Source organism: Pseudomonas sp. NPDC096917 (genome assembly GCF_044762555.1).
In the GTDB taxonomy this organism is placed as follows: domain Bacteria; phylum Pseudomonadota; class Gammaproteobacteria; order Pseudomonadales; family Pseudomonadaceae; genus Aquipseudomonas.
In genome coordinates, this window is the sequence record NZ_JBIWEO010000006.1 from 1 (window position 1) to 25,795 (window position 25,795).

Here is a 25,795-nt window from a genome sequence, read left to right on the forward strand (position 1 = left end):
TTCCAGCTTCCAGCTTCCAGCTTCCAGCTTCCAGCTTCCAGCTTCCAGCTTCCAGCTTCCAGCTTCCAGCTTCCAGCTTCCAGCTTCCAGCTTCCAGTGCTTCTAAAGTCATACAAATAGACACAGTTATTTTGTAGTCCGCGCACTAGAATAGGGGCAGTCATTTTTAAGCCAGAGACTCCCGATATGCCAGATCCGGTTGACCCCCGCAGGGTGTCAGAGTTACCGCTGGACGAGTTAGTGGCTTGTCATGAATGCGACCTACTGATGCGCAAGCCGCATCTCGCACTCGGCGAAAAAGCCCAATGCCCGCGCTGCGGTTACGAGCTTTATGCTCATAGACACAATGTTGTTGAGCGTAGTCTCGCCTTGGTCATTGCCGCGCTATTGCTCTACATACCCGCGAACTTTTTGCCCATCATGCAACTCAATTTACTGGGCCAGACGTCACAAGACACCGTCTGGAGCGGTGTACTCGGCTTGTTCAACACCGGCATGCAAGGTATTGCCATTGTCGTGTTCCTGTGCAGCATGGGTATTCCATTGCTCAAACTGCTGTGCCAACTCGCCGTGCTACTGAGTATTCGCTGGAATATTGGACGCAGCTACGGTTTGCTCATTTACCGCATTTATCACCACCTACGTGATTGGGGCATGCTTGAGGTGTACCTGATGGGCGTATTGGTCGCGATTGTTAAATTGGCCGATCTGGCACAGTTGAGTCTTGGGCTCGGCTTAACCTGCTTCGTCAGCTTGTTATTGGTCCAACTCTGGCTGGAGGCGGTGATGTCGCCTCATCAGATTTGGCAGGCACTGTCCGGGGAGGATCTACATGCGGGCGATTGATGCGGGCATTCTGATCTGTGGCGAATGCCACGAGCTCAACAGGCAAGAACCCGACACCGACGAGCAAACATGCACCCGTTGCGCAGCCTTGGTTCATGCGCGGCGCCCTGACAGCCTGATGCGTACCTGGGCATTATTGTTGACCTCGGCCATCCTCTATATCCCGGCTAACCTGCTGCCCATCATGACCGTCAATTCGTTGGGGCAAGGCAGCCCCAGTACCATCATGGCCGGGGTGATTGAATTGGTGCAGCACGGCATGATTCCGATTGCCGCCGTCGTATTCGTGGCGAGTATTTTAGTGCCGACTTTCAAACTGGTCGGCATCGGCCTGCTGCTGTTCTCGGTACAACGCCGTCAGCCATTGTCTGCTCGGCAACGTATCATCATGTACCGTTTCATCGAGTTTATTGGCCGTTGGTCAATGTTGGATATTTTTGTCATTGCCATCCTGGTGGCTGTGGTGAACTTTGGACGAATTGCCAGCATTGAGGCCAATCTCGGCGCAGTGGCCTTCGCCAGTGTGGTGATATTAACGATGCTTGCAGCTGTAACTTTCGATCCCCGACTAATTTGGGATAACACGGAGTCGGACGACGACCATGAGTGATTTGCCAACCGCTAAAACCCGCCCAGCCTCCAACTGGTCTGCCATCTGGGTTCTCCCGCTCATTGCCTTGCTCATCGGTGGATGGCTGGGCTGGCGAGCCTACAGCGAGACCGGGATAGATATTCAGGTCCGCTTCGAAAGTGGTGAAGGCATCGTCGCCAACAAGACCGAAGTGGTCTACAAAGGCATGCCCGTGGGCAAAGTTAAAACACTGGCCTTGGATGACAGTGGTCCCAGCAAAGGGGTTATTGCCACGGTCGAAATGAACAAAGACGTGGAACAATACCTAAAAACCAATACCCGTTTCTGGCTGGTCAAACCCAGCGTGACACTGGCAGGTATTACAGGTCTCGAAACCCTGGTGTCCGGCAACTACATTGCGGTCAGCCCGGCGGACGGTGAGCCCACCCGTAAATTCAAGGCCCTGTCGCAAGAACCGCCACTGTCTGACGACAAACCAGGCTTGCACCTGACACTCAAGGCTGACCGACTCGGTTCGTTGAACCGGGGCAGCCCGGTGTTCTACAAACAGATTCAAGTAGGACAGATCAAAAGCTACGTGCTTTCCGAGGATCAAAACACCGTCGAGATCAAAGTCTTTATCGAACCGACGTACGCCAATCTGGTGCGCAAACACACGCGCTTCTGGAACGCCAGCGGCATCAGCATCGACGCCAACCTCTCGGGTGTAAAAGTACGCAGCGAATCGCTGGCCAGTATCGTCGCTGGCGGTATTGCCTTCGCAACACCCGAAAACCGCAAGGACAGCCCGCCCACCGACTCAAGCCTGCCGTTCCGCCTCTATGAAGACTTCGATGCTGCTCAGGCGGGGATTAAAGTCAAAGTCAAACTCAGTGATTTCGAAGGTCTGCAAGCCGGCCGCACGCCTGTCATGTACAAAGGCATTCAAGTGGGTAGCCTCAAGACCCTGAAGATTGATCCCGACCTGACCAGCGCCAGCGCCGAACTGACCCTGGATCCATTGGCAGAAGACTATCTGGTGCAAGGGACGCAGTTCTGGGTAGTTAAACCCTCGATCTCGCTGGCTGGTATCACCGGATTAGAAGCGTTGGTTAAAGGTAACTACATCGCCATTCGTCCCGGTGACAAAGGCAGTACACCAGAGCGTGAATTCATTGCACGACCAAAAGCGCCGCCACTCGATCTACGATCGCCCGGCCTCCATATGGTGCTCTTCACCGATAACCTAGGGTCGCTAGAAGTCGGCAGCCCGATTCTCTACAAGCAGGTCAAGGTGGGCTCGGTCCAAAGCTATCAATTTTCCCGCACCCAGAAACAACTGATCATCGGCGTGCATATCGAGAAAGAATACGAAAACCTGGTCAACGCCTCGACTCGCTTCTGGAATGCCAGCGGCATCACATTGAGCGGCGGTTTGACCGGCGGCATTCAGGTTAAAAGTGAGTCTTTGCAAAGTCTCATGGCCGGTGGGATTGCCTTCGAAACCCCACAAGCCAAAGCGCCGTTGCAAAAGCGTGTCCCGCGTTTCCGCCTGTTTACCGACCGTGATGCCGCGATGCAGCAAGGCGTGAGCGTGACCATCAAAGTCGCACGCGCAGATGGATTGAGCCGTGGCACACCGATCCGTTTCAAAGGTCTGGATGTGGGCAAAATCGAGAGTGTCGATTTGAGCGATGACCTGCAGTCGGTCCTGCTCAAGGCCCGCATCACTGAAGTACCTGGTCGTATTGCCCGTGTGGGTACGCAGTTCTGGGTGGTCAAACCTGAACTTGGATTGCTCAAAACAGCGAACCTTGAAACCCTCGTCACCGGCCAGTATCTGGAAGTGCAGCCCGCCGTGAAACAACAAGGCCCACAAACCAACTTTGTTGCCTTGGACCAAGCCCCTGAGGCCGTCACTCCCAAAGCCGGGCTAAGCCTGGTCTTGAGTGCGGCACGACGGGGGTCGCTCAAAGAGGGCGTTCCCGTCACCTATCGTGAAGTCACCGTGGGTAAAGTCACGGGTTATGAGCTGGGCAACACCGCCGACCGCGTGTTGGTTCACATCCTCATCGAACCCCGTTACGCACCCTTGGTGCGCAGCGGCAGCCGCTTCTGGAACACCAGCGGCTTTGGTGTCGATTTTGGCCTCTTTAAAGGCGCAACCATCCGTACTGAGTCTCTCGAAACCTTGGTGCAGGGCGGTATAGCCTTTGCTACGCCGGATGACGAAAAAATGGGCAGTCAGGCTCGACCAGAACAAACCTTCCCCTTGTTTGATAAGTTTGAAGAGGAATGGCTGCAATGGGCCCCCAAAATTCCCTTGGCTAAATAAACGCCTTACCTGCCTCTGACACACCGAAGGCCGCGATCCATGATCGCGGCCTTTTTGCATTCAGGGCACGTAGTCCTCAGTCAATAATTTGTGAATCTTCAGGGAATTCCTACGAGCAAATTCGAAAAGCAAGGTTAAAGTCTTCTCAGTTTTCACCAATACAGTTCGATAGGCATCTGAAAAATGAACGCTAGCAACAGTCGACTATATGGGTAAAACGTAACTGTTTCATTTTTAACTGGATAAGTGATCGTAGCGTAATTCGCGTTCGATACTTGTTTGATTAAGGACAATCATTACCTCTTGGGTGTGCAGTTAGGACGGTGCCGCGCTCGACAGTCACTGCGTTGGTGTTGAGGCAGTGCGCGCATTAAAAATGATTCAGTTAATTATCAAATAAACTAAATATGGGAAAAGCTGATGAACTTTGCAATTAAAACGACGCTTGCTTCTTTTGTACTGTTGGCGAGTTCCGGCTCGGCTGTTTATGCTGCCGGTGCGGGCGGCGGTACTGTCACTTTTGAAGGTGCCATTATTGAAGCAGCCTGCTCGATTGATCCAGAAAGTGTTGATCAAACCATTGGCTTGGGGCAAGTCGCCAAGTCGCAACTGGCGGCGGGCGGTAACTCAAGTCCTGAAGAGTTCAAGATCAAACTCAAAGGGTGTGACGTCAGCACCCTGACTGATAAAACCGTCACATCAACCTTTACCGGTGCCGAATCCGCTGCTGTGCCAGGTGCTCTGGGTATTGTGGGTGATGCAAAGGGGGCGGGCATCATGATGGTAGATGGCAGTGGTACTAATGTCGTATTGGGTACTGCAACCAAACCGCAGGTTCTTCAAGACGGTAACAATGAACTGATCTTTGGCGCTTATTTGAAAGGCGCTGCCACGGGGGATATCACGCCGGGTGAGTTCACCGCGGTCACTAACTTCTCTCTGGCTTATCAATAAGTAGTTGTCCTGCCACCGATAGCGCGGTGGCAGGACAACAGTCAGTGGTGATCAGCGTGAAAGTACTTTCAACGTTAGCGGTTACTTCCTCGCTCCTTATCGGCTCAACGCCGTTCCTTATTGCTGATGCGGCCAATCAAGGTAATGGGATTGTGACGCTTGAAGGCCAGATTGTGGACTCTGCCTGTGCCCTGGATACCGGCAGTGCCTATCAACTTATTGAAATGCCCCCCGTGCCTGTCGGGCGGCTTATTCGGGATGGAGACAGTGATCCTCATCCGTTTTCCTTGCGACTCGTGGCGTGCACCTTGACTCGGCCAGACCCTGAAACCCCGGGGGAATACTTGCCGGATTGGCAGCATGTGAGGGTGACCTTTGATGGTTTAACCGACCGTGAGGGTCGTTCGTTTGCGGCTCAAGGTTCTTCGCAGGGCGTGGCGCTGCATATCACCGATATGCAAGGGCGCGAAAGCGTGCCTGGCGTGCCAATGCCCATGGCGCCTATCAGTGCAGATGATCTGTCTCTGCACTACATCGTTCAACTGGTTGGCAATAATCAACCCATGGTTGTTGGAGCACATCGCGCTGCGGTGCGTTTCAGGTTGGAGTATTACTGAAATGTCTCGGCTGTTTTCTCTTATCAACTCGCCAACACTTAAAGTGGTGCTCGGTCCCGGTTTATTGGGTGGGCTAATATCGTTCAGCGTGGAGGCATTTGCTGGCGGGGACGTTCAATTCAATACTGATATTCTTGATTTGAATGACCGCACTAATATCGATTTAAGCCAGTTTTCGCGGAGCGGTTTTATCTTGCCTGGCACTTATCCAATGTCGGTGCAGATCAATAATCAACTGCTGCCTGAACAGCGAGTTGCTTTTTATCCGCCAGAGGATGATCCCAAAGGCAGTGCTGCCTGTGTGTCGCCAGAGTTGGTCGCACAATTAGGGCTCAAACAAGACAGCGAAAAAAATCTAACCTGGTGGAAAGGTGGAGAGTGCCTTGACCTCAACAGTTTGGCCGGAATGGAAGTTGAGGGCGATTTAAGCACGGCCACGCTTTATCTGTCTGTTCCCCAGGCTTATCTGCAATACAGCGCTATCAACTGGGATCCGCCTTCGCGTTGGGATGAAGGTGTTCCGGGTGTGCTGCTCGACTACAACCTGACTGCTCAAGCCATCCATCAAGGGGAAGAATCAGCTCGTAATGAAGTCAGTGGTAACGGCACGGTCGGTGCCAATGCCGGGCCATGGCGCTTACGTGCAGACTGGCAGGGGCGCGTCGAAGGCCGCGAGCAAAGCCATCAAAAGATGGAGTGGAGCCGTTTCTATGCCTATCGCGCCTTACCCGCCATTCAGTCACGCCTCACGCTGGGGGAAAACTATTTGTATTCGGATTTATTCGACAGCTTCCGGTTTACCGGTGCTGCGCTGAACTCCGATGACAGTCAGCTACCTCCCAATTTGCGGGGCTACGCGCCTGAAGTGGTCGGCGTAGCGAAAACCAATGCCAAAGTCGTCATCAGTCAGCAAGGCCGTGTGTTGTATCAGGCATTGGTGGCGGCTGGCCCGTTTCGTATTCAAGACTTGAATGACGCCGTGAGTGGCTCGCTGGACGTGCGAATAGAAGAGCAGGACGGCAGCGTCACCACGTTCAAGGTTGAATCAGCCAGCGTTCCGTATCTGACGCGTCCGGGAACCGTGCGTTACAAAGTGGCCGCAGGTCGGCCGTCAGACCTGAGTGATGGCGGGCAGGGTAATACCTTTGGTACAGGTGAGTTTTCCTGGGGGGTCAGTAACGGATGGTCACTGTATGGCGGCGGCATCACTGACAACAATTACAGAGCACTCTCCCTGGGGGTGGGGCGCGACTTGCTGGCTTTCGGTGCCTTGTCATTCGATGCCACACGGGCTCGAGCCACGCTGCAAGATGAAAATTACTCAGGGGCTTCTTATCGTCTGAGTTATTCGAAAAATTTCGAAGAGTACGACAGTCAAGTGACCTTTGCCGGTTACCGCTTCTCGGAAAAAAACTTTCTCAGTATGAGTGAGTACCTCGATGCCAGTCGCTTTGGCGGCCCTATTGGCGGTAGCAAATCGCTCTATACCGGCACATTCAACAAACAGTTCAGAGATGCGGGACTGTCCGTCTACCTCAACTACAGCAATCAATCCTATTGGAATCGTCCTGACAGTGAGCGCTGGAACCTGTCGCTGTCACGCTATTTCAGTGTAGGAAACATCAAAAACATGAGCCTTTCGATGAACCTGTTTCGTAACCAGGAGCGGGATCAGCGCAGCGGTGTGCAAAACAATAGTACCGGGATGTACCTGTCGGTCAGTTTGCCTCTTGGGAGATCCGGCACGCTCAGCAGCAGCTTCAACAGGACTCAGAACCAAAATCGTTATACCACTCGATTTAGCGACAGATTGGATGCGCGTAACAGCTATCAACTGACGGCCAGTGACTCTTCAGTCAGCGGTTATTTGAGCCATGTTGGTGAACAAGCCGATCTCGACATCAGCGCCAGTATGCAAGAAGACGATTACACCAGCTTGGGCATTTCTGCCCGTGGTGGCGGCACCCTGACGGCCAATGGCGGCGCATTGCACCGCACCAGCAGCATGGGCGGTACTCGCTTGCTCGTCGATACGGCGGGGGTCCCGGATGTTCCTGTGCGCGGTTATGGCATACCGACCCGCAGCAATGCCTTTGGCAAGGCTGTGATCTCGGATGTCAGCAGTTACTACCGAACAGCGGCAAGCGTGGATCTTGAAAACCTGCCAGCCAACGTGGAAGCCACGCAGTCCGTCACTCAGCTGACGCTTACAGAAGGCGCGATCGGTTACCGCAGCCTGGACGTAATTTCCGGTCAGAAAGCCATGGCGGTACTGCGCCTTTCAGAAGGGGGATACCCGCCCTTTGGTGCAACCGTGAAAAACGAAAAACAGCAAGACACCGGCATCGTGAATGAGGATGGAAGCGTGTACCTGAGTGGTATTCAGCCTGGCGAAACCATGAATGTCAGTTGGGGCGGACAGCAACGTTGCACGCTGACCATGCCAGTCAAATTACCGGCTGACGGGCTTACCTCGGCTCTCAACTTGCCTTGCCATAAAACAGTCCCTGACGACTTGTCCGCGCCCAGATCGCTGACGGGCAAGGGCGACAAGACGGAGAAAAAAACCTCATGACTCTCAATGTTCGGCTAACCCCGCTGGCAATAGCGCTGATGGCGTTTTGCTTGATCCGCAACGCTGATGCGGCCATTGGCCTGGATCGAACTCGAGTTGTTTTTGATGGCAGTAAAGACGCTGTCAGCATGAACATTACCAACAACAACACCCAATTGCCCTATTTGGCACAGGGCTGGATTGAAGATGAGCAGGGCAACAAGATTTCAACGCCCCTGACCGTGCTCCCCCCTGTGCAACGTCTGGAACCGGGTAAGAACAGCCAGGTGAAAGTTCAGGCACTGCCAGCGGCCAAGTTGCTCGCGCAAGACAGGGAGACCGTTTACTACTTCAACTTACGAGAAATCCCACCTCGTACTGATAAGGCCAATACGCTGCAAATTGCCCTGCAGACGCGCATCAAACTGTTTTATCGGCCAGCATCGCTCGTGCCCAGCCAACAGGAGCGGTCTAACCCTTGGCAGCAAAAGTTGACGTTGACCCAGGTCGCGGGCCGTTATCAAGTCAACAATCCTACCCCTTACTACGTGACGCTGGTCGATGCCAAAAACAGCAAGGGTGGCAAAACAGCCGCAGGTTTTGAGCCACTCATGGTTCCCCCCAAAGGTTCGCTGACATTGGGGCCGACAGCTGCGGCGCTGGGGGCGACGCCCTATTTGACTTACGTCAATGACTACGGCGGGCGTCCGGTCCTGGCCTTCAGTTGCAGTGGCAACCTGTGCAAGGTGGATCTTGATGCATCCCCGCGTAACGAGTAGCGCATGGCGCTGGAGAGATTCATGAATCCCAACGTTAAGACGGCTTTGGGCAGTTTGTTACTGATGTTTCCAGTGCTCCAGGCGCAAGCCGAGACACCGGGAATGGGCGGTTTATTAGACATCACCGGCTCTTTGCATCATGCCCCATGCGTGCTCGACATGACGTCGGCGTACCAGACCGTAGAGTTGGGCAATCTGCCCCGCAGTCACTTGGAACGTCCTGGCGATCAAGCTGCGCCCGTTGCGTTTCAATTGCGCTTGCAAGAGTGTCGCCGGGCTTCGGGCAGCCTTGAGGATGAGCGCAAAGGTATCTTGGTCTGGAGCGCCTATCAGCCTGTCGTGTCGGTTTCGTTCTTGGCGCCTGCCGATGCTGACGACCCTCGGTTGGTCAAGGTTCAAGGCGTCACTGGATTAGGTTTGCGTCTGACCGATGCCGAGGGGCGCGATGTGCAGTTAGGTTCACGGGGGCATCCATTATTTGTGGCTCATGGCAGCGATACATTGGTTTGGCATGTCCATCCCACGCGCACGGCAGCGGCGCTGACTAACGGTCAGTTCCGGGCTGTTGTGGATTTCAGGCTCAACTATGAGTGAGGGCAAGGTGATGGCCAAATCTGTTACTTCAGGTGGCGTAATCGTCTGCAGTTGGCTGCTTTTGACAGTCAGCCCGGCCGTAATGGCGCAAGTCGATGTGCAAATCCGCGGCGTCATCGTGGCGCCACCAACCTGCGTTATTAACGGTGGCAAAACGCTCAATGTGCCATTCGGGAACGACCTGCTGACGACCCGGATCGACGGGGTTAATTACCGGCGGGAAGTGCCTTACAGCGTGACCTGCACAGGGCAGACCTCCAATGACATGACCTTGAAACTGCAGGGCGCTGGCGCTGCGTTTGATGCCTCGATACTGACAACCAGTCACCGTGATTTAGGGGTCCAGTTATTCATTAATGGGGCTGCCTGGACGCTCAATACCACCACCAAGTTTACCTATCCGACCCTGCCAAAGATGGAAGCAGTGCCGGTTAAAAAGCCCGCCAGTACGCTGAGTGCCGGTGAATTCACGGCCTCGGCAACGCTGGTCGTTGCGCTGCAATGAGAAGGAAGTACAGATGAAGTTCTGGAATCAGCCTGCTCTGTTTGCACTGTTCATTCTTGGATATGGCAACAGCGCCATGGCTAACCTCACCTTTGAAGGCACGCTCAATGAGCCACCGCCCTGCACCATTAATGGTGGTAGTGCGATAGAGATCGACTTCAAAGAGGTGGGGGTTAACAAGGTGGACGGGGCGAACTATCTCAAGTCGATTAATTACACCATCACCTGCTCGCCGGGCACGCTGCCTTGGGAAATGGTACTGACCATCAAGGGTGCCGCCACCTCCTTTGAACCCTCGGCTTTGCAGTCCAGTGTCGCGGATCTGGGTATTCAGCTTCTGCAAAACGGAGTGCCCCTTAATCTCAACACCCTGCTGCCTATAAACCCGTCAACGCCGCCGGTGCTGGAAGCGGTGCCGATCAAGCGCCCGGGTGCCGTGCTCGGACCGGGCGGTTTCGCAGCGTCAGCGACGTTGCTCGCCCAATTTCAGTAAGAGTGCGCATGACATGAACAGTGAAATTAAAAAAACGGGTCTGGGGCCCGTTGTATGGGGCCTTGTGCTGATGCCACTCATGCTGAGCCCCACAGCACAGGCTGCCGACAACTTGGGTTTCAAGGGCAATCTGGTCGCTGAACCCTGCACGCTTCGTCCGGGCGACGATGCGCTCTCGCTGGACATGAAAGAGGTTTCACCCCGAGAGCTGTACGCCAATACCCGTACGGCTGGCCGGGCATTCCAGATCCATCTTGAAGGGTGCGACAGCAGCATAGCCGATTCAGTGACCACCACTTTCAGTGGTACGCCAAATGCTGAATTACCCGGGCTTCTGGCGCTGGATGGGGGGAGTGTTGCCCAAGGCATCGCCCTTGGGCTGGAAACCCCGGCGGACGTGCCGTTGCCCCTTAACGTCACCAGTGACAAACAGGCCTTGAGCGATGGCGCCAATGTCATAGAGTTCAAAGCTTATGTCAGGGCCGAGCCACAAGCGATTGCGGACAAATCAATAAAGGCGGGGGCGTTCACCGCCACGTCAACGTTCATGTTGGATTACCCGTAGCGGCATACACCCTTGATGTCTGAACAAACATGGACACTCAGACGGCCTCTACCCTAGAGATCTCCTCATATGAAATATTTGACGGGCATTTTTCTGCTGCTGCTTATGCAAACTGCTACGGCATCACAATGTCGGGTGGACGGCGGTGGTTGGATTGATGTGACCCAGGACTCCGTTTCTATCCAGGTTCCAGTGAAGACGAATCCCGGGACAGGGCTGATTTTATTGGACGGCTATCAACTGGAGTGTCGATATACCCCTGACGGCTTCCCGGCGCTCTTCAGAGACTATTGGCATACGTGGGACAACGCGCTGATACCGGGGCCGAAATTCACCAGTTATCGAATGGGGCTACGTATCAAAAACACCGATTATCCCGTGCCTGTAGGTCGGCGTATTCATATTGCGACAATGCCCAATAATGGCAGGGGCGTTAACTTGAATACCTATATGTACATTCTTATTCAGGGATCGCCCGGCAATCCCATCGATATCGTTCAGGGCGATCTGCTGGGAACAATGGTCTTGAAACAAACCAATAACACGGGTAACCCGCTGGAACCGATCGTCCGGGTTTATCTTTATGCTGACAATTCATTTGTTGTTGAGCCTTCAACGTGCACCATCAATAACGACCAGGCTATTGATGTTAATTTCAATCAGGTAGACCGCACTCGCATCGGCGAAAGTGTAATCAGTACCCCCATAACAGCAAACATTCGCCTGAATTATTCCTGTCCTGATCCCGGGATTACCCTGCCCATTACCATCACGTTGAAGGGCCCCCCGGCAGGCTTTGACTCAGGTGTCCTCAACATGAGTAATCCGGATCTTGGAACTGGGCTGCTCCGAGCCGGGGTTCAAGTACGTCCCGAAGGAGCATTTCAGACGAATATCTACAACAGTTCAGGGGGCGACGATGTGACGTTCGCTCTCACTCGTCGAGTCGGCAGTACACCGGCTACAGGGGATTTTTCCGGGAGCGCTACATTAGTGATGGGCGTGCCTTAATAGATATTTATTCATGTTTCGATAGAGGGGCGTCACGCAATAAAAGCAGCGCCTTTTATTAAGGCGTGCGCGGGTGGGTTTAAGTGTCTGTCTTGTTGGCTATGTGTGTGGTGACGTTAAAAATTTCTAAGAATACTTAGGTGCCTTAATTACTGTTTGCTCTCAGTCGAGTTCTTTATGAAATATATTGCGGGTCTGTTCGTACTGCTGTTTATACACGCCGTTTCAGCTTCACAATGCCGGGTCAATGGTGGGAAATGGGAAAGTGTGGCAGGGGGGTGGTTTCCTTTAACCGTTCCCTTGATTCCCAACCCCAGTTCGGGACGAATAGACCTTGATGGTTATCGAATGGAATGTCGGTATACGCCTGAGTCTGGGCCTGTAGCACGTAAAGATGTTTTGTCTACAAGAAACAACGGCCTGTATGCCCCTTCTTTGGGCAACTACACCGTTGGTCTGCGTATTGGGGGCGTGGACCGCCCTGTCCCGGTGGGCACTGTCCACCTTGCAACGATGTTCAATAATGGTAAAACCCATGATCTAAACACCTACATGTACATCCTCACCAGGGGATCACCCGGCAAACCGATTAATATCCGCGCAGGCGATGAGATCGCAACGCTTCAGTTATTCCAAAAGGGCTCCCATAGCGATCACCCCGTTGACGTCATTCTCATTGCTGGCAACGACCTTATTACCGAACCTTCAACCTGCACGATCAACAATAACCAGCCCATCGACGTTAATTTCAATCAGGTAGACCGCACTCTCATCGGAGAAAGTGTCAACAGCACACCCATAAGAGCAAACATTCGGCTGAATTATTCCTGTCCCGATCCCGGACTGACTCTGCCCATCACCATCACCTTGAAGGGAGCCTCGGCAGGTTTTGACTCCGGTGTCCTCAACATGAGTAATCCGAATCTTGGGACGGGATTACTGCGTGCCGGGGTTCAAGTACGCCCTCAAGGGACATTTCACACCAACATCTACAACAGCTCAGGTGGCGACGATGTCACGTTCGCCCTCACTCGTCGCCCTGGAAGTACACCGGCGACAGGCGCTTTTTCGGGGAGCGCTACGTTGGTCATGGGTGTTCCCTAGGGGCCCCGTATCAAATTTTGCCAGGCGCTGTTGCAGAGCTTGAGAAGGGAACAACCATTCCCTTCGCTCTGCGCCTTGCCAGGCTAAATCTGACCCAGCGACGCGGCTGCAATGAAGCGGGAACAGACCCTGGCCAGTCAAACTGAAGTCAGGCGCAGGCTGCAATCTTTTGAACGTCCACAGGCATGACCGATCGCAGCCTTCATCCCTCGTCAGCGACAACAAGCACGGGGTCTTGCAGATACCTTCATCACACCCGATAGATCTCGATCACTTCCAGCACCTGCGCCATTGCCTCATATTGCTCATCGACGTGCTGAGCCAATTGATGCCACTCGCATGTCAGGCACGCTTGCTCCAGATTTTCACAACACAGCACCAACTGGGTGGCTTTCACAATCCTTGCGCCACTTTTTACCCGATGGGCTATATCACTCAAGCCCGGTAAATCATGTTTGGTAAAGGCTTGAATCAACGCGGCCATATCGTCCTCAAGGCTACTGATCAACGGCTCCAACAAATGTTTGAGGGCTTTCGCATCACCGTGGCTAAGTCGCTCCAAGCCTTCAAGGTCTATCCGCTTGTGTGTCTCACCGGCTGTCAGTTCGCCACTCACCTCGATAGGCGTCAAGTCTGCTGAGGCCAATCGGGCCTCAAGATTGTGCAGGCTGATAGGTTTGAACAGGCAATCATTCATACCCGCCGCGAGGCAGCGGGCAGTCTCTCCGGCTTCGACATTGGCTGTAAAACCAACAATCAATATGGGCGCCAGACTATGCGCGGATTCCTCTGCTCGTATGCTTTGAGTCAGTTCGTAACCATCCATGATGGGCATTGCACAGTCGGTCATGATCAGATCAAAGCGCTGAGCTCTCCAGAGCTGAAGGGCTTTAGCGCCTTCTTCTGCTTCTACCGCCGAATGCCCCAGATACTCCAACTGTTGTGCCAGTAATCGACGATTGGGCAGGTAGTCATCGACCACCAGTATGGTTAACGGGCGTATTTGCCGCGCCGAGAGCTCCGTCGGGGCAGAGGCGGTGTTTGTATCCAGTACGGTCACGATGTCCAGGCTCAGTTTGACTTGCGTTCCTTTACCCACGGTGCTCGTCAGTGTGAGTGCACCGCCCATCAGCTCGCACAACTGGCGACAGATCATCAGCCCAAGACCTGACCCTCCAGGTTGCTTGTGTGCATGGTTAACTTGAGCAAACGGGCGGAAAAGACTTAATTGATCTGCCTTGGAAATGCCGATGCCAGTGTCCTCGACTTGAACGCTGATTTTTAAGCGTTCTCGGTCTTCACCTGCTTTAACGCGAACGCTCAAGCGTACCTGCCCGCGGTCGGTGAACTTAATGGCATTGCTCAACAGGTTGGACAACACTTGTCTGAAACGTAATGGGTCAATCAGCACATCGGTATTGATTTTAGGGTCCAGCTCAAAACTCATGAGTAACCCTTTCTGTTGAGCCATGGCCTCAAATACCCGAGCAGTGGACTCCACAAGCGTCAGCAAATGAGTACGCTGCTGATTGAGTGACATATGCCCGGACTCAATCTGTGCGACATCCAGGATGTCGCCGATCAGTTCAAGCAGGCCGTGGGCGGCATGTGAGGCCAAGGCGATCGACGTTGCATCTGTTACGCCCTGTTCGGCTTTTTTGGTGGCCAGTTCAAGCATGCCAATGATTGCATTCAAGGGCGTGCGAATCTCATGACTCATGGTGGTCAGAAAGTCACTTTTTGCCAGATTGGCCTGATCAGCATGATTCTTAGCCTCTTGCAGTTGCTCCACCAACTGCTGGCGTTCACTGATATCAATCCAGCCGCCAATAATGCCGACCACCGTTTCATCGCTGGCGCGGTACGGCAAAATCCAGTGGTAGATCGTGATCTCGCTGCCGTTTTTCATGACCAAAGTATGGTCACGCATCAATGGACGGCCTTCGCGCATGACCTTCTGATAGTCAGCATGAAAGCCGTCATGTTGTTGCTTGGGATTGAAGGGCAGTTCCAGCAGGGTTTTACCGATCAACGATTCACGCGTTAAACCCACTGTTTGCAGATAGCCCTCATTGCATATCAACAGGCGTCCCTCTCGATCGCGCACATAAATCGGGTGTGGGGTGCCATCTATCAAGGCACGCATAAAGGCGAGTTGATCGCTGAGTGCGCGTTCGGCCCGGCTTCGCCTGCGGATAAGCTGGCGCAAGTACACAATCCACACAATCGCGACCACTAGCACGCCCCCAGCGGTTGCCGTAATCCTTAACAATGAAGTGAGGTGCGATTTTTCCAGGTTATTATCCAGCACCACGGCACTGCGCCAACGATGGGTCATATCGTCCATTTCTTCGGGGGAAATACGCGCCAGCGCTTTACTGAGTATTGAATATAAGCTGTGAGCGCTCTTATCCATGGCCAAGGAAAATTGAGCTGGAACCTTGCCGACCGTGCTGCTGATTTGCAATTGGTCAGCGTACTGTTGCCTGATCAAATAACGAGCACTGATCAGGGCGTTGATCGCACCTTCCACTTTGCCGTGGGCAAGCATCGTCAAGGCTTGGGCCGAGTTTTTGGCCGGGATGATCTCGACCTCTGGATGAAACTCAGACAGGTAAGTGGCCAGGCTGCTATCCGGTATCACCGCCACTCGTTTGCCCTTGAGTTGCTCCAGGGTGACGGCGCCATTGGGTTGAAGACGCGTAATCAACACGTAGGGCGTTGAAAGGTACGGTTTTGTAAAGCGCAAGTCATTCAAGCGACTGCTGCTGGGGGTAAAGGCGGCTATTAAATCGGCATCGCCCTCTTTTACCGAATCCGTCATGACACTCACAGACGGGCTGCTTATGACATCGAACTCCAATCCGGTACTGATGCTGATCCGGTTTAAAATATCCGCGGCCAATCCACTGAATTGGCCGTGATCATCAAAAAAAGTAAAGGGTAAAAAGTCATCGGTCATGACCACTTTCAAGCGTGGGTTTTGCTCAATCCATTGTTGTTCCGCCGTTGTAAACTTCAGTGGTTGTGCTTGGGTATCCGCCATGATGCTAACGCCCCAGCGGCTGAGAATGGCATTGGCCTCGCTGGAGGGGATCAGCGCCAGCGAGGCATTGATCAAGTTCAATAAAGCCGGATTATCCTGATGGACCGCAAACTGAAATCCCTGGGTTTCCAGGAGCGCCAACTCTTTGAGGTATACCGTATTCAAGTAGTTTTTATTGATCAGATTATGGGTACTGATAGCGTCTCCCAAATAGGCGTCTGCCTGGCCAAACGTGACGGCACTGAGTGCCCCTAACGTGGACTCATATAATTGCAGTTCAGCCTCGGGATAAACTTTTCGTACCTTGTCGGGCGGTTGATAGTGATAAAGCATGGCCAGGCGCAGCGCTGTCCCCGCACTGACCTTGGGGCGATCAATCCGGGTAATCAGCAAGGGAGTATCAAGTGCATAAGTCGTACTGAACATTAATTCAGGTTCTTGTTGTTCATAGGCGTTAGCAGTCGCGAGCAGATCAATTTCACCTTTTTTAAGGGCTGTAATCGCTTCGGCGCGCGAGGCATAACGGTACACACTCAACTCGACTTTCAGTAGCTGGCTCAGCAACCCGGCATAGTCTGCGCTGATACCTTCATAGAAATCGCTACCGGTTGAAATATCAAAGGGCGCGTAGTCAGGAGCGGAAGTGCCCAGCACCAATTTTTTTTTAGCCTTGAGCCATTGTGTTTCACGCACGCTGGGATCCAGATGATACTGGCCTACTTGCGAGCGACCGAGTAAGTGCAGGCTGACGGGCTCCGCCCCAACCGTAGAGGGGAGATAAAGCGATAACAAGGTCACCATGTAGGACAGTGACTTTTTATTCATTCGATCAATTTGTTTCGTTTGGCAAACTCGGCCAGATAAACAACCGATTTGATATTCAGCTTATTCATCACCCGTGCTTTATACGTGCTGACGGTTTTTTCACTGAGTAACATGACTTCGGAGATTTTTTTATTCGACATGCCCGCCACTAAATATTGAAGGGTATGTAATTCGCGGTCTGATAACGTATGAATCAATTCCCCGTCCGTCAAATTTTCATTCCGTGCAGAGGGCAGGTCTACCTTGATATCGGCCAAGTAGATTTGCCCGCTCATCACCACATTAATTGCCTTGCTCAGCGCGTCCACATCCTCCGTTTTTTCAATAAAGCCAATAGCCCCGGCCCGAATACAACGATCAGCAAAGAATGGGGCGCCCTTGGAGGTCAGTACCAAGACCTTGATAGGAAGCCCCAGAATGTGCAGCCGCTTTAAAACCTCAAGCCCATCCAGCTTGGGCATGGAGAGATCCAGGACAATCAAGTGAGGTAAATGTGAGCGCGCCAAGTCCAGTGCTGTCGCACCATTATCGGTTTCAGCGGCAATCTGAAAGTTTGACTGCTCCAGAACTGAGCGAACGATCCTGCGAATAAAAGGGTGGTCATCTACAATCAGAGCTTTTTTCATGATATCTCCTACAACTTCTAGGGAATGTTTTGTAGGTCTAGGGGGCTGATCTTTCTCCTTGGGCGTAAGAGGTGAGCTGTTGTTTTTTTTGCCGCTTGGCAGTTTTTATTGAATGGCTACTAATTTCTTTAACGGCAGCGAGGTCGATATATTGAGGGTTAAATATTAACCGCTGGTCTCAATGCTATAAGCTCTAGAAGTTTGCTGCTTGCCGCTGTAAATGTAGGTAGGAATTTTCCGAAATATTAAAATTAGTTTTTCACTTTGGGTTATATGAGCTAAATGAGCTCGACCCACATAGTGCCTTGGCATGCGTGGTGGCCTACACAGACAACGCAAAAAAAAGCCGCGATCAATGATCGCGGCAGTTGAGGCGTCTCAGACCTTTAAGCGTTGTCCAGTTCGGGCAATGGTGCCGGCGTCGCGGCGTCAGGTTTCACCTCGTCATGACGACGAATGTACTTCCAGTCGTCTTCATCAATGTAGATGCCATTTGGACCGCTGCCGCCTTCAAGGTCGATGGCCACATGGGCACACACCTGCGGCTTCACACTCGCCAGGATTGGCACAAAGCCCAGTTGCAAACTGGTTTCCAGCAGAGCGGTTTGGTTCTTCTCATCAATGTCCGCCGCCTCATCCAGGTAATACGGCAAGCGAATGCGCCCGGCCTGATCACGGTCCATCAAGTGCAGTAACAAATACATGTTGGTGAGCGCCTTGATGGTCATCGTTGTCCCGTTGGACGCTGCGCCGTCGATGTCGGTATGAATCACCGGCTGGCCATTGACCTTGGTAATCTCAAACGCCAGCTCAAACAAATCCTTGAGCCCCAACTGGTTATGGTTGGCCGCTACCAGACGAGCCAGGTACTCCTTGGCTTCTTCGTTCTTGTTGTCCTGTTCAGCGCTTTGGCTGAGGTCGAACACCGACAACGTTTCGCCTTCTTCGTACTGACCGGCACTGTGGATAATCTGGTCAATATGCTTGAGCGCCTCTTTGTTCGGCGCCAGCACAATACGAAAGCTCTGCAGGTTGGACACCTGACGCTTGTTGATCTCACGGTTGAACAGCGCCAGTTGATGCTCAAGGCTGTCGTAGTCACTGCGAATATTACGCAAGGTGCGGGCGATATCAGTGACCGCGGCGCGTCGCGCCTTGCCCAGAGTCAGCGCTTCTTCGCTGCGGTGCGCATAAGCATTGATCAACAGTTGCAGGCGGCGCTCCATGTCGTCCTCGCTGTCGAACTTGGCCACGCCTTTCAAGCGCACCTGTGCGTACAAGGCTTCGATCTGACCGTCGCTGCGCAACAAGCTTTGCCAACTGTCCTGATAGTCGTTGAGCAACGGCAACAGGTTGTCCATCGAATCATCGACCGGGTCCATGAACGGCGTACCGAACGGCAGGTCAGCAGGCAACAATTGGCGCCGACGCAGGCTGTCATCCAGCGTGCGTTGCTTGGCTTCCATATCACCCATCTGGCGAGCCACCAACTGCAACTTGGCGGACAGTTGCTGCACGCGCTCAGTGAAAGCATCGCTGGAGCGTTTCAACTCATCCTGCGCGCCTTCGGCCTGAGCCAGTTGCTCGAGTTTTTCGCCTTCTTCGGCGCTCAAGGTCTGGGCGCGACGAAAATCTTCCAGCGCCTTTTGCGCGTCCAGCACGTGTTGATACAGCGACTCGGCTTCGTTCTTGCTCGCAGCGCGGTCCGAGGTGACAGCTTGTTGGGTTTTCAGTTGCTTGAGTTCTTTTTCCAGACGTTCTTTCTGGTCGCGCAATGCGGCGCGGTCAGCCAGCGCTTGCAGGGCTGGCGGCTCAATGTGGCTGAGGTCGATGGACAGGCCGGGCGCTTCAAAGCGCTCGCCCTTGAAGCCATCAAGGATCAATTCCAGGGATTTGACCCACGCGTCGCCGTCATCGAGTGCAATGCCTTGCTCTCCCAGCGGCAGACTGAACAATGCGCTGTTGAACAGCCGCATCAGGCGTTCCACGTCCTGCTGTGAAAATTCTTCGCGCAGACGGGCGTAGCTGTTGTTATCGGCATGATCGAGTTGCTGCTTGACCGACTTCAGGCGTTTTTCCAGATCGCGCAAACGCTCATCCAGATCCTCTGCACTGAATTGTCGCGACTGCGCCAAGGCACCGGCCAGTTCGTCGTGTGCATCTTTGGCTGCCAGTAATTGCTGCTCCAGCACCTTCACGTCATCCACCAACGCAAAGCGATGCTTGAGCACCGAGAGCTCACCCAGCCAACGCTGAATACCGCTGATTTCGCGCTCCAGACGCATCAATTCTTGCGTGCTGCTGCGCTGATCGTTTTGCAGGGCGTCTTGTTCGTTACGGTAATGCTCGGACTGAATCAGCAACTCTTGCTTGCGTGCCCCGGCGTAGTCCTGCCACGTGCCCAGCAACGAGTCGAGCAGCGGCGAGAGGCGATGCAGCTTGCCGCGCAACAGATCACGCTGGCGAACCCCGGCGGCCAGTGCTTCGACCAACGGGCCGGCGCCGACCAGTGCGTTGTAGTCCAGCTCCATGCGTCGTACATCGCGGAAGGCTTCTTCGCAGGCGGCGATGTAGTCCACGCTGCCCGAACGCAGGCTGTGTTCAAACGCATCGAGAAACAACTGCTTGAGCTTGGCCGCGGTAATTTCGCGCATGTGCAGCAAGTTGATAAACAGGGCGCGGAACGTTTTCAGGCTCTGCTCGCTGGTAGAGCGCAGCGGAATCAGGGTCAGGTCCAGCGGGATCGACGTGTGCCCACCGACCAACAAGCGCCGCAGTTCATCGGGCTTGAGTTCGTAGGCTTTCAGACCGTTACGCTCAAGGTTGCTGAACAGCTCTTTTTGCCGCAGGCAAGTGTCTTCTTTCTGATAATGGGCCAGGTCGAGCTTGCCTGCGTAGGCGAAAAACTGGTGACCGAAACCGCCGCCAGGGCCGCGTCCGACCACGCCAATAACATGCGGTCCGTGGGGCAGCGACACTTCGACGAGGATGTAACTGGTATCAGAAGCAAAGTAGAAGCGGCGCGATTGTTCGAGGGTGTATTTGCCGAAGCTCATGTCTGACATGCGCGCCAGAATCGGGAACTGCAAGGCGTTGATCGACGCTGACTTGCCGAGGTTGTTGGCCCCGTACACCGACAGCGGATGTTCCAGCGGGAACAATCCCAGGCTGTAACCGGCGGTGTTCAGCAGGGCAAAGCGGCGAATTCCGTAGCGTTCCTGGCTCATGCGTCCACCTCCTGTTGCTCGGCGGCAATGGCGCGAGCCAGTGACGCTTCTTCGTCTTCTTGCTCAACCTCGGCTTCATCGTCGATCAGCACCGGCGTTGGCAGCGGCAAGATGCTGTGCAGACTGGCAGCCAGATCACGGTCCTGCTGCACCGACAGGCACACATCGAGGAAGCGGTGCATCGGCGGCAGAAAACGGTAGATGCCGTTGTCTTCGCTGGCAAACCCGAGCTGGGTCATGCGGCGCATGATTTTTTCTTCCAGCTCGTCTTGCGTGGTGACTTCGGCTTGAACAAACAGGTCGCGGTATTTTTCCAGCAGCGAGGGCAACTCATCTCGGCCCAGGCTGCCACCATCAAGCACAGCAATCGGGTCGCGGCCCTGATCGGCCAAATGCTCTACGATAATAAAAGTGAACAGCGCCAGACGTTGCGCGGTCTTGTTGACCTGCGCGGAGGCAATGGCGGTATCGGGGACGAAATAATAAAAACCACGGGTGTCACACACCAGCTCAAAACCCAGTGCCTTAAACAGCGCGCGGTATTGGTCCTGGAAGTTCGACAGTTGCGCGTACAGTTCAGGATCGCGGCGGCTCACGTGATAACCCTTGAACAGCTCACGAAAGATCGGTGCCAGTTGGGACAGTTCAGAAAGATCAAGATGCATGGAGAGGGCTCGCAGAAGTCTCGTTCGCGTCATCGCTGCGTGAAAGCAGGGCGAAGGAACGCAGGCTGACCAGATGTTCGTGGGTGTGGTAATCGCGACGCTCAAGGCGTTCGCGCACGAAGCGTTTTTCGCGTGACAGACGCGAGAACCAGTACAGCAATTCGTCGGTGTCGCCGTTGGGCTCCTGGTCCAGTAGCCAGTTCATCAAGTCCGGCATCGGCAACGCATCGCTGCAACGGTCGAGCATTTCCTTGACCGTGCGCGGAGCGTTGGGGGTTTCGCCGCGGTGAACTTTGTGCGCCTTGGGGAAGCGCGCAGGCTTGGGCTCAAAGCGCGCCAGCGCGTAGACATATGCCTCGACCTGGCTTGCACTGCCCAAAAAAGTGCTTTGCGCACGGGTGAACATTGGCATCGCCGCTTGTGGCACCGCGTCCAGGCCTTTGCGGCGGATGGCCGCCAGGGCCAGCGCCGCGCCACGGGTCACGGCGTTGTGACGGCGCGCTTCTTCACGCAGCGGCAGTAACAACTCTCGGGCATGACGCAACGTCAGTTGTGCGCTGGTTTGCATTTCGAGGATGCGCGCATGGGTGCGCAGCAACATGTCATCGTCCACCAGATGGCCGAGGCGTTGCTGCTCGCTGAGCATACGCAGCAGCACGTTCTCAACTTTACGTACGCCTTGTTCGAAGGCGCCGTCGGCGTTCACCAGCTGGATCATCGGTTCGACGTATTCGTCCCACGTTGCCAGCACCTCGGCGTAACGCTGGCGCAGTGGAATCTGCCGGTCGCTGGTTTTGGCGCGTTCGGCCACAGCCACCAGCGCCTGTTCATCATTGGCCAGCTTCTTCAATACATCGCGTACGCGCATGTCGAGCAAACGCAGCTGGCGCGCCAGGTCATTGCCGTCACGAATATCAAAGGCGTCTTGAATGTAACCGGCCAGCCGCTCCAGATGGCGCAGGTAGGCTTCGATCTCCAGACACAGCCCAAGGCGGTGTTCACGGCGCAAGTACGCCAGAAAGTCGTGAATCTGCGCATTCAGTTCAAAGCGGTTCGGGCTCTTGGCCACCGGCACCAGAATGTCCAGTCGGATCCAGCTGTCGAGCACGTTGGTGATGTCTTGCGGTGTGCTGTCCAACTGATGGGCGGCTAATTGCAGGCGCAACTCGCTCAGGCTCAAGGTGCCTTGGTCGAAGTGTTCACACAAAGGCTCAAGGAGTGCCCAGTGTTCGGCGAGGGCACGTAAAACGCGCTTGGGTTCGATCATGGGAGGGCCGGTCGATTGCCAATGAAAGGTCGCGATTGTACTGCAACACGGGTTTGAGTCATTACTTGGCGATCAGAGGCAAGGTTCATCAAATAACCGTTTAGCCATCTACTGCGGGCGGGAAGGGCAGAAGGGCGGTAGAATCGCCGCTCTTTAGTTATCCACAGATGGCCGACCCTTGTTGAACGAGTCCCGCCGCCGCTCCTATTTGACTGCCATGCAGGTGGTCAGCTGGTTACCGCGTACTGAGCTGCCGTTTGCCGCGCCTTCGCGCCCCGAACTGCTGGTGCTCCCTGAACCGCCTGCCGCGCCTGAAATCATTAGGCCTGCGGCCAAAGTGGCGGTGGCCCCGAGCACGCCCGCCCAGCGGCCCAAGATCGAGGTACCCCGGCCATCGGTCACTGCGCGAGCTGTCAGCAAACCGGTGGTTGAAGCCCAATCGGCGCCTGCTCCAGCCAAAGTGGTGCAACTGCCACCCCCGCGTTTTGCGTTGCAATTGCTGCGCGCAGGGCGCTGCCTGGTGCTGGTGGAGTTACCCACAGGCGGCGCATTCCAGAGCCGCGACCCCGCTTATTTATTGTTAAAAGATATGTTGCGCGCCGCCGGCCTGCCCGACAGCCCGCAAATCATTGGCGAGCCTGTGCGCTGGCCGTTGCTCAAACGCGGCAACGTGGATCAAGGCCCGGAGGCGGCGCGTGAGTTTGTGCAAGGGTTTGTCATGGCCCGTCTGGAAGAAGCCGAATGTGCCTGTTTATGGCTGATCGGCCTGCCTGCTGTGCGCTTTGCCGGTGAAGCCGACGCCGAAGCCTTCAACCGTGAACTTGAAATCGAAGGGCTGGGTTGCGCATGGGCGCTGCCGGGTCTGGAACTCTTAATGGAAGAGCCACACCGCAAAGCGGATGTCTGGCAAGCAATGCGCAAGCTTTTGGCGCGCTGGAAACAAAACGATGAGTGACGCTGTAACCTTCCGCCCGATGATCGAAGCGGACCTTGATGCGGTACTGAAAATTGAATATGCGGCCTTCAGCCACCCGTGGACCCGCGGAATTTTTCTCGACGGTCTTGGCAAATACCACATCTGGTTGATGTTTGAAGGCGAGCAACAAGTGGGGCACGGTGTGGTGCAAATCATTCTGGATGAAGCGCACCTGCTCAACATCACCGTCAAACCTGAAAGCCAGGGCCGTGGCTTGGGGCTCAAACTGCTTGAGCATCTGATGTCCATTGCCTACAAGCATAAAGCCCGCGAATGCTTCCTTGAACTGCGCGACAGCAACACCGCGGCCTTCAAGCTGTATGAGCGTTACGGCTTCAATGAAATCGGCCGCCGCCGCGATTACTACCCGGCAGTCGGTGGGCGTGAAGACGCGGTAGTCATGGCCTGCACACTGGTTGACTAACCCGGCTTGAAACGCTCTGTGGGAGCTGCCGCAGGCGGCGATCTTTTGGCGTCACTATCAAAAGCTCGCCGCCTTCGCCAGCTCCCAGGCAATTTAGTGCTTGTGTCGCCCCACCGGATCAATGTCCGCCAACTCCGCTTCATCCAGCCCTTTGCCGGCGCCGATTTCTTCTTCGTCCACTACGCGTAAATCCCAGTCCGCCGCCTCATCGCTGCCCTCTGCGGCCTCTTTGGCATCACGGGCGCCGTCTTCGCGGATCAGCATCTCCTGCTCCAGGTCATCATCGTTGAAACCGGTATCCAGCTCTTCATCCGGCATTGCAGCACCGCTAAGCCCAGCCCGGCGTGAAGGTTGACCGGCCATGTGCTGTGCGCGTTCCTTGTCGGTAAACAGGTCGCTAATACTCTCGTGTGTTTCATCATCTTCAAAGTTAAGCGGCTCGACAGAACCCATGCGGTCTTCGGTGTCGTCGATCTCGGCAGGCTCTTGTGCCCCATACGGGCGACGTGAATCAGTCATGGTCATTCCTCATAGTGTGGGAGCTTATTACGATGGACTGTAGCCACCGATTAAGATTCCACCCGACAGACCGGCGGATTTACGCGCAGATCCACATGGCCCCGACCGGCGGTCGGCCGTTACACGTTGCGCATCAATCGAGCACCACGTGGGGCACAAACCGGCTCGTGTTTTTGGTAATCAGAGTGTCGTCCTCTCGAATACCAATGCCTGACGGCACATCTCCAATGACCCACGACCCGATCAGGGTAAAGCTGTCGTCGAATTTGGGCAGTGGTGAAAATTCCTGAAGGATAGATGGCCCTTCGGTGTAAGGGCCTTCTTCAACAATGTGCTCTCCGTCAGAAGTCCGCAGCTCGATATTCGCACCTTCGCGAGAGAAGAATGGCTTACGCACCCACCCTGTTGGCACAGGCTTCTCAGCAGCTGCGTCGAAAAAAGCAGGCAGCAGATTGGGATGCCCTTTATTGAACTCCCACAGCAAAGGCAGCATGCCTTTGTTGCTCAGAATGGCTTTCCAGGCGGGCTCAACAAATCCGGTACCACTGCCCGTGATGGCCGTGCCATAGCGCTCGTGGAACATATGCTCCCAGGGGTGCAGCTTGAACAGCCGTTCAATCCAATTGCCATCCAGATCAACAAAGCGCCCTGCATCGGTGAGACCAATGTCTTCAATATCGATATGCCTGGCGTCTATACCCGTCAGGCTCGCCATTTTGCGCAAGAAATCGGTGGTGCCGCGGTCTTCGATCGAGCCTGAGATGGCTGAAAAGTAAAAAGGTGTATCCGTTTCGAAGGATGCAAACGCACTCACCAGGTCCTCTGCGAGGGTGTTGTACTGCGTTGCCGTGGGGGGCAGTGTTCCTTGGTGTATCAACTCTTCAAGCCATAACAACTGAATCGAGGCCGCCTCCAGTAGCGAAGTTGGCGTATCGGCGTTGTTTTCAATCATTTTTGCCGGGCCATTTGCATCGTAGATAAAGTCGAATCGGCTGTAGAGGGAGGCGTGTTTTTCTTTCCATGAATCACAGACCAGATCATGAAACCGGGAAGGGATAGCCAACCGTGTGAGCAACTCCTCGCTGTTGACCACCCTGTCCACCAAGTCCATGCTCATCTCGTGAAGCGCTTGAGTCGGGCCCTCGATGTCTTGAGTGATCTGCTCATGGGTGAACTGGTAAAACCCTCTTTCATCCCAGTAGCGCGCCCCCTCGACCGTGTGGAAAAAGAACCCTGCACTTTCCACCTTCTGTTGCCAGTTGGCACGTTCCTCAATTCTGATTTTTTTCACG

22 protein-coding genes are annotated in these 25,795 nt (G+C 54.4%); 15 read left to right on the forward strand and 7 right to left on the reverse strand.

Going from position 1 to position 25,795, the window contains the following annotated elements; genetic code table 11:
* Positions 1–186: 186 nt before the first annotated feature.
* The 13 genes from ACIQYF_RS08400 (at position 187) to ACIQYF_RS08460 (ending at position 12,928) form a co-directional block, all read left to right on the forward strand.
* Positions 187–846: a paraquat-inducible protein A gene (locus ACIQYF_RS08400; RefSeq protein ID WP_402859402.1), complete on the forward strand. Its 660-nt coding sequence runs from the start codon at positions 187–189 to the stop codon at positions 844–846.
* Positions 833–1,456, forward strand: a complete 624-nt coding sequence (locus ACIQYF_RS08405) for a paraquat-inducible protein A (RefSeq protein WP_402859405.1) — start codon at positions 833–835, stop codon at positions 1,454–1,456. Before ACIQYF_RS08400 ends, ACIQYF_RS08405 begins: the two co-directional genes overlap by 14 nt.
* On the forward strand, positions 1,449–3,752 hold the full coding sequence (locus tag ACIQYF_RS08410; RefSeq protein ID WP_402859408.1) for an MlaD family protein: 2,304 nt from the start codon (positions 1,449–1,451) through the stop codon (positions 3,750–3,752). The genes ACIQYF_RS08405 and ACIQYF_RS08410 overlap by 8 nt, the downstream gene beginning before the upstream one ends.
* Positions 3,753–4,172: 420 nt before the next feature.
* Positions 4,173–4,706 carry a fimbrial protein gene (locus tag ACIQYF_RS08415; protein WP_402859410.1) on the forward strand — a complete coding sequence of 178 codons (534 nt, stop codon included), beginning with the start codon at positions 4,173–4,175 and terminating at the stop codon, positions 4,704–4,706.
* A gap of 56 nt (positions 4,707–4,762) precedes the next feature.
* Positions 4,763–5,323: a fimbrial protein gene (locus ACIQYF_RS08420; protein ID WP_402859413.1), complete on the forward strand. Its 561-nt coding sequence runs from the start codon at positions 4,763–4,765 to the stop codon at positions 5,321–5,323.
* Between the two features lies 1 nt (position 5,324).
* Positions 5,325–7,898: an outer membrane usher protein gene (locus tag ACIQYF_RS08425; protein WP_402859416.1), complete on the forward strand. Its 2,574-nt coding sequence runs from the start codon at positions 5,325–5,327 to the stop codon at positions 7,896–7,898.
* A complete protein-coding gene (locus tag ACIQYF_RS08430; RefSeq protein WP_402859419.1) occupies positions 7,895–8,656 on the forward strand; it encodes a fimbria/pilus periplasmic chaperone in 762 nt (253 codons plus the stop codon). The genes ACIQYF_RS08425 and ACIQYF_RS08430 overlap by 4 nt, the downstream gene beginning before the upstream one ends.
* Positions 8,657–8,677: 21 nt before the next feature.
* Positions 8,678–9,250 carry a fimbrial protein gene (locus ACIQYF_RS08435; RefSeq protein ID WP_402859422.1) on the forward strand — a complete coding sequence of 191 codons (573 nt, stop codon included), beginning with the start codon at positions 8,678–8,680 and terminating at the stop codon, positions 9,248–9,250.
* Between the two features lie 10 nt (positions 9,251–9,260).
* Positions 9,261–9,755, forward strand: a complete 495-nt coding sequence (locus ACIQYF_RS08440) for a fimbrial protein (RefSeq protein ID WP_402859425.1) — start codon at positions 9,261–9,263, stop codon at positions 9,753–9,755.
* Between the two features lie 13 nt (positions 9,756–9,768).
* Positions 9,769–10,248 carry a fimbrial protein gene (locus ACIQYF_RS08445; RefSeq protein WP_402859428.1) on the forward strand — a complete coding sequence of 160 codons (480 nt, stop codon included), beginning with the start codon at positions 9,769–9,771 and terminating at the stop codon, positions 10,246–10,248.
* Positions 10,249–10,327: 79 nt separating this feature from the next.
* Positions 10,328–10,813, forward strand: coding sequence for a fimbrial protein (locus ACIQYF_RS08450; RefSeq protein ID WP_402859431.1), 486 nt, complete (start codon positions 10,328–10,330; stop codon positions 10,811–10,813).
* Positions 10,814–10,882: 69 nt separating this feature from the next.
* On the forward strand, positions 10,883–11,824 hold the full coding sequence (locus tag ACIQYF_RS08455) for a fimbrial protein (RefSeq protein ID WP_402859434.1): 942 nt from the start codon (positions 10,883–10,885) through the stop codon (positions 11,822–11,824).
* 177 nt (positions 11,825–12,001) lie between these two features.
* Entirely contained in the window at positions 12,002–12,928 is a 927-nt protein-coding gene (locus ACIQYF_RS08460) for a fimbrial protein (RefSeq protein ID WP_402859437.1), read from the forward strand.
* Between the two features lie 250 nt (positions 12,929–13,178).
* Here ACIQYF_RS08460 and ACIQYF_RS08465 read toward each other — a convergent pair whose 3' ends face one another.
* The 5 genes from ACIQYF_RS08465 to mksB form a co-directional block, all read right to left on the reverse strand.
* Positions 13,179–16,667 carry a transporter substrate-binding domain-containing protein gene (locus ACIQYF_RS08465; protein ID WP_402859440.1) on the reverse strand — a complete coding sequence of 1,163 codons (3,489 nt, stop codon included), beginning with the start codon at positions 16,665–16,667 and terminating at the stop codon, positions 13,179–13,181.
* Between the two features lie 128 nt (positions 16,668–16,795).
* Positions 16,796–17,425 carry a response regulator gene (locus ACIQYF_RS08470; protein ID WP_402859443.1) on the reverse strand — a complete coding sequence of 210 codons (630 nt, stop codon included), beginning with the start codon at positions 17,423–17,425 and terminating at the stop codon, positions 16,796–16,798.
* Positions 17,426–17,811: 386 nt separating this feature from the next.
* On the reverse strand, positions 17,812–20,652 hold the full coding sequence (mksF, locus tag ACIQYF_RS08475; RefSeq protein WP_402859446.1) for an Mks condensin complex protein MksF: 2,841 nt from the start codon (positions 20,650–20,652) through the stop codon (positions 17,812–17,814).
* Positions 20,649–21,317, reverse strand: coding sequence for an Mks condensin complex protein MksE (gene mksE, locus ACIQYF_RS08480; RefSeq protein WP_402859449.1), 669 nt, complete (start codon positions 21,315–21,317; stop codon positions 20,649–20,651). The genes mksF and mksE overlap by 4 nt, the downstream gene beginning before the upstream one ends.
* Positions 21,307–22,584, reverse strand: coding sequence for an Mks condensin complex protein MksB (gene mksB, locus ACIQYF_RS08485; protein ID WP_402859452.1), 1,278 nt, complete (start codon positions 22,582–22,584; stop codon positions 21,307–21,309). Before mksB ends, mksE begins: the two co-directional genes overlap by 11 nt.
* Positions 22,585–22,762: 178 nt before the next feature.
* Between mksB and ACIQYF_RS08490 the strand changes: the two genes are divergently transcribed.
* The gene (locus tag ACIQYF_RS08490; protein WP_402859455.1) at positions 22,763–23,539 is read left to right on the forward strand and encodes an energy transducer TonB; all 777 of its coding nucleotides are present in this window, start codon (positions 22,763–22,765) and stop codon (positions 23,537–23,539) included.
* Complete coding sequence (gene rimI / locus ACIQYF_RS08495; protein WP_402859458.1) at positions 23,532–23,984, forward strand: ribosomal protein S18-alanine N-acetyltransferase; 453 nt, start codon at positions 23,532–23,534, stop codon at positions 23,982–23,984. Before ACIQYF_RS08490 ends, rimI begins: the two co-directional genes overlap by 8 nt.
* 93 nt (positions 23,985–24,077) lie before the next feature.
* Here rimI and ACIQYF_RS08500 read toward each other — a convergent pair whose 3' ends face one another.
* The gene (locus ACIQYF_RS08500; RefSeq protein WP_402859461.1) at positions 24,078–24,503 is read right to left on the reverse strand and encodes a serine kinase/phosphatase; all 426 of its coding nucleotides are present in this window, start codon (positions 24,501–24,503) and stop codon (positions 24,078–24,080) included.
* 133 nt (positions 24,504–24,636) lie between these two features.
* Positions 24,637–25,794 carry a glutathionylspermidine synthase family protein gene (locus ACIQYF_RS08505; RefSeq protein WP_402860118.1) on the reverse strand — a complete coding sequence of 386 codons (1,158 nt, stop codon included), beginning with the start codon at positions 25,792–25,794 and terminating at the stop codon, positions 24,637–24,639.
* Position 25,795: the final 1 nt, after the last annotated feature.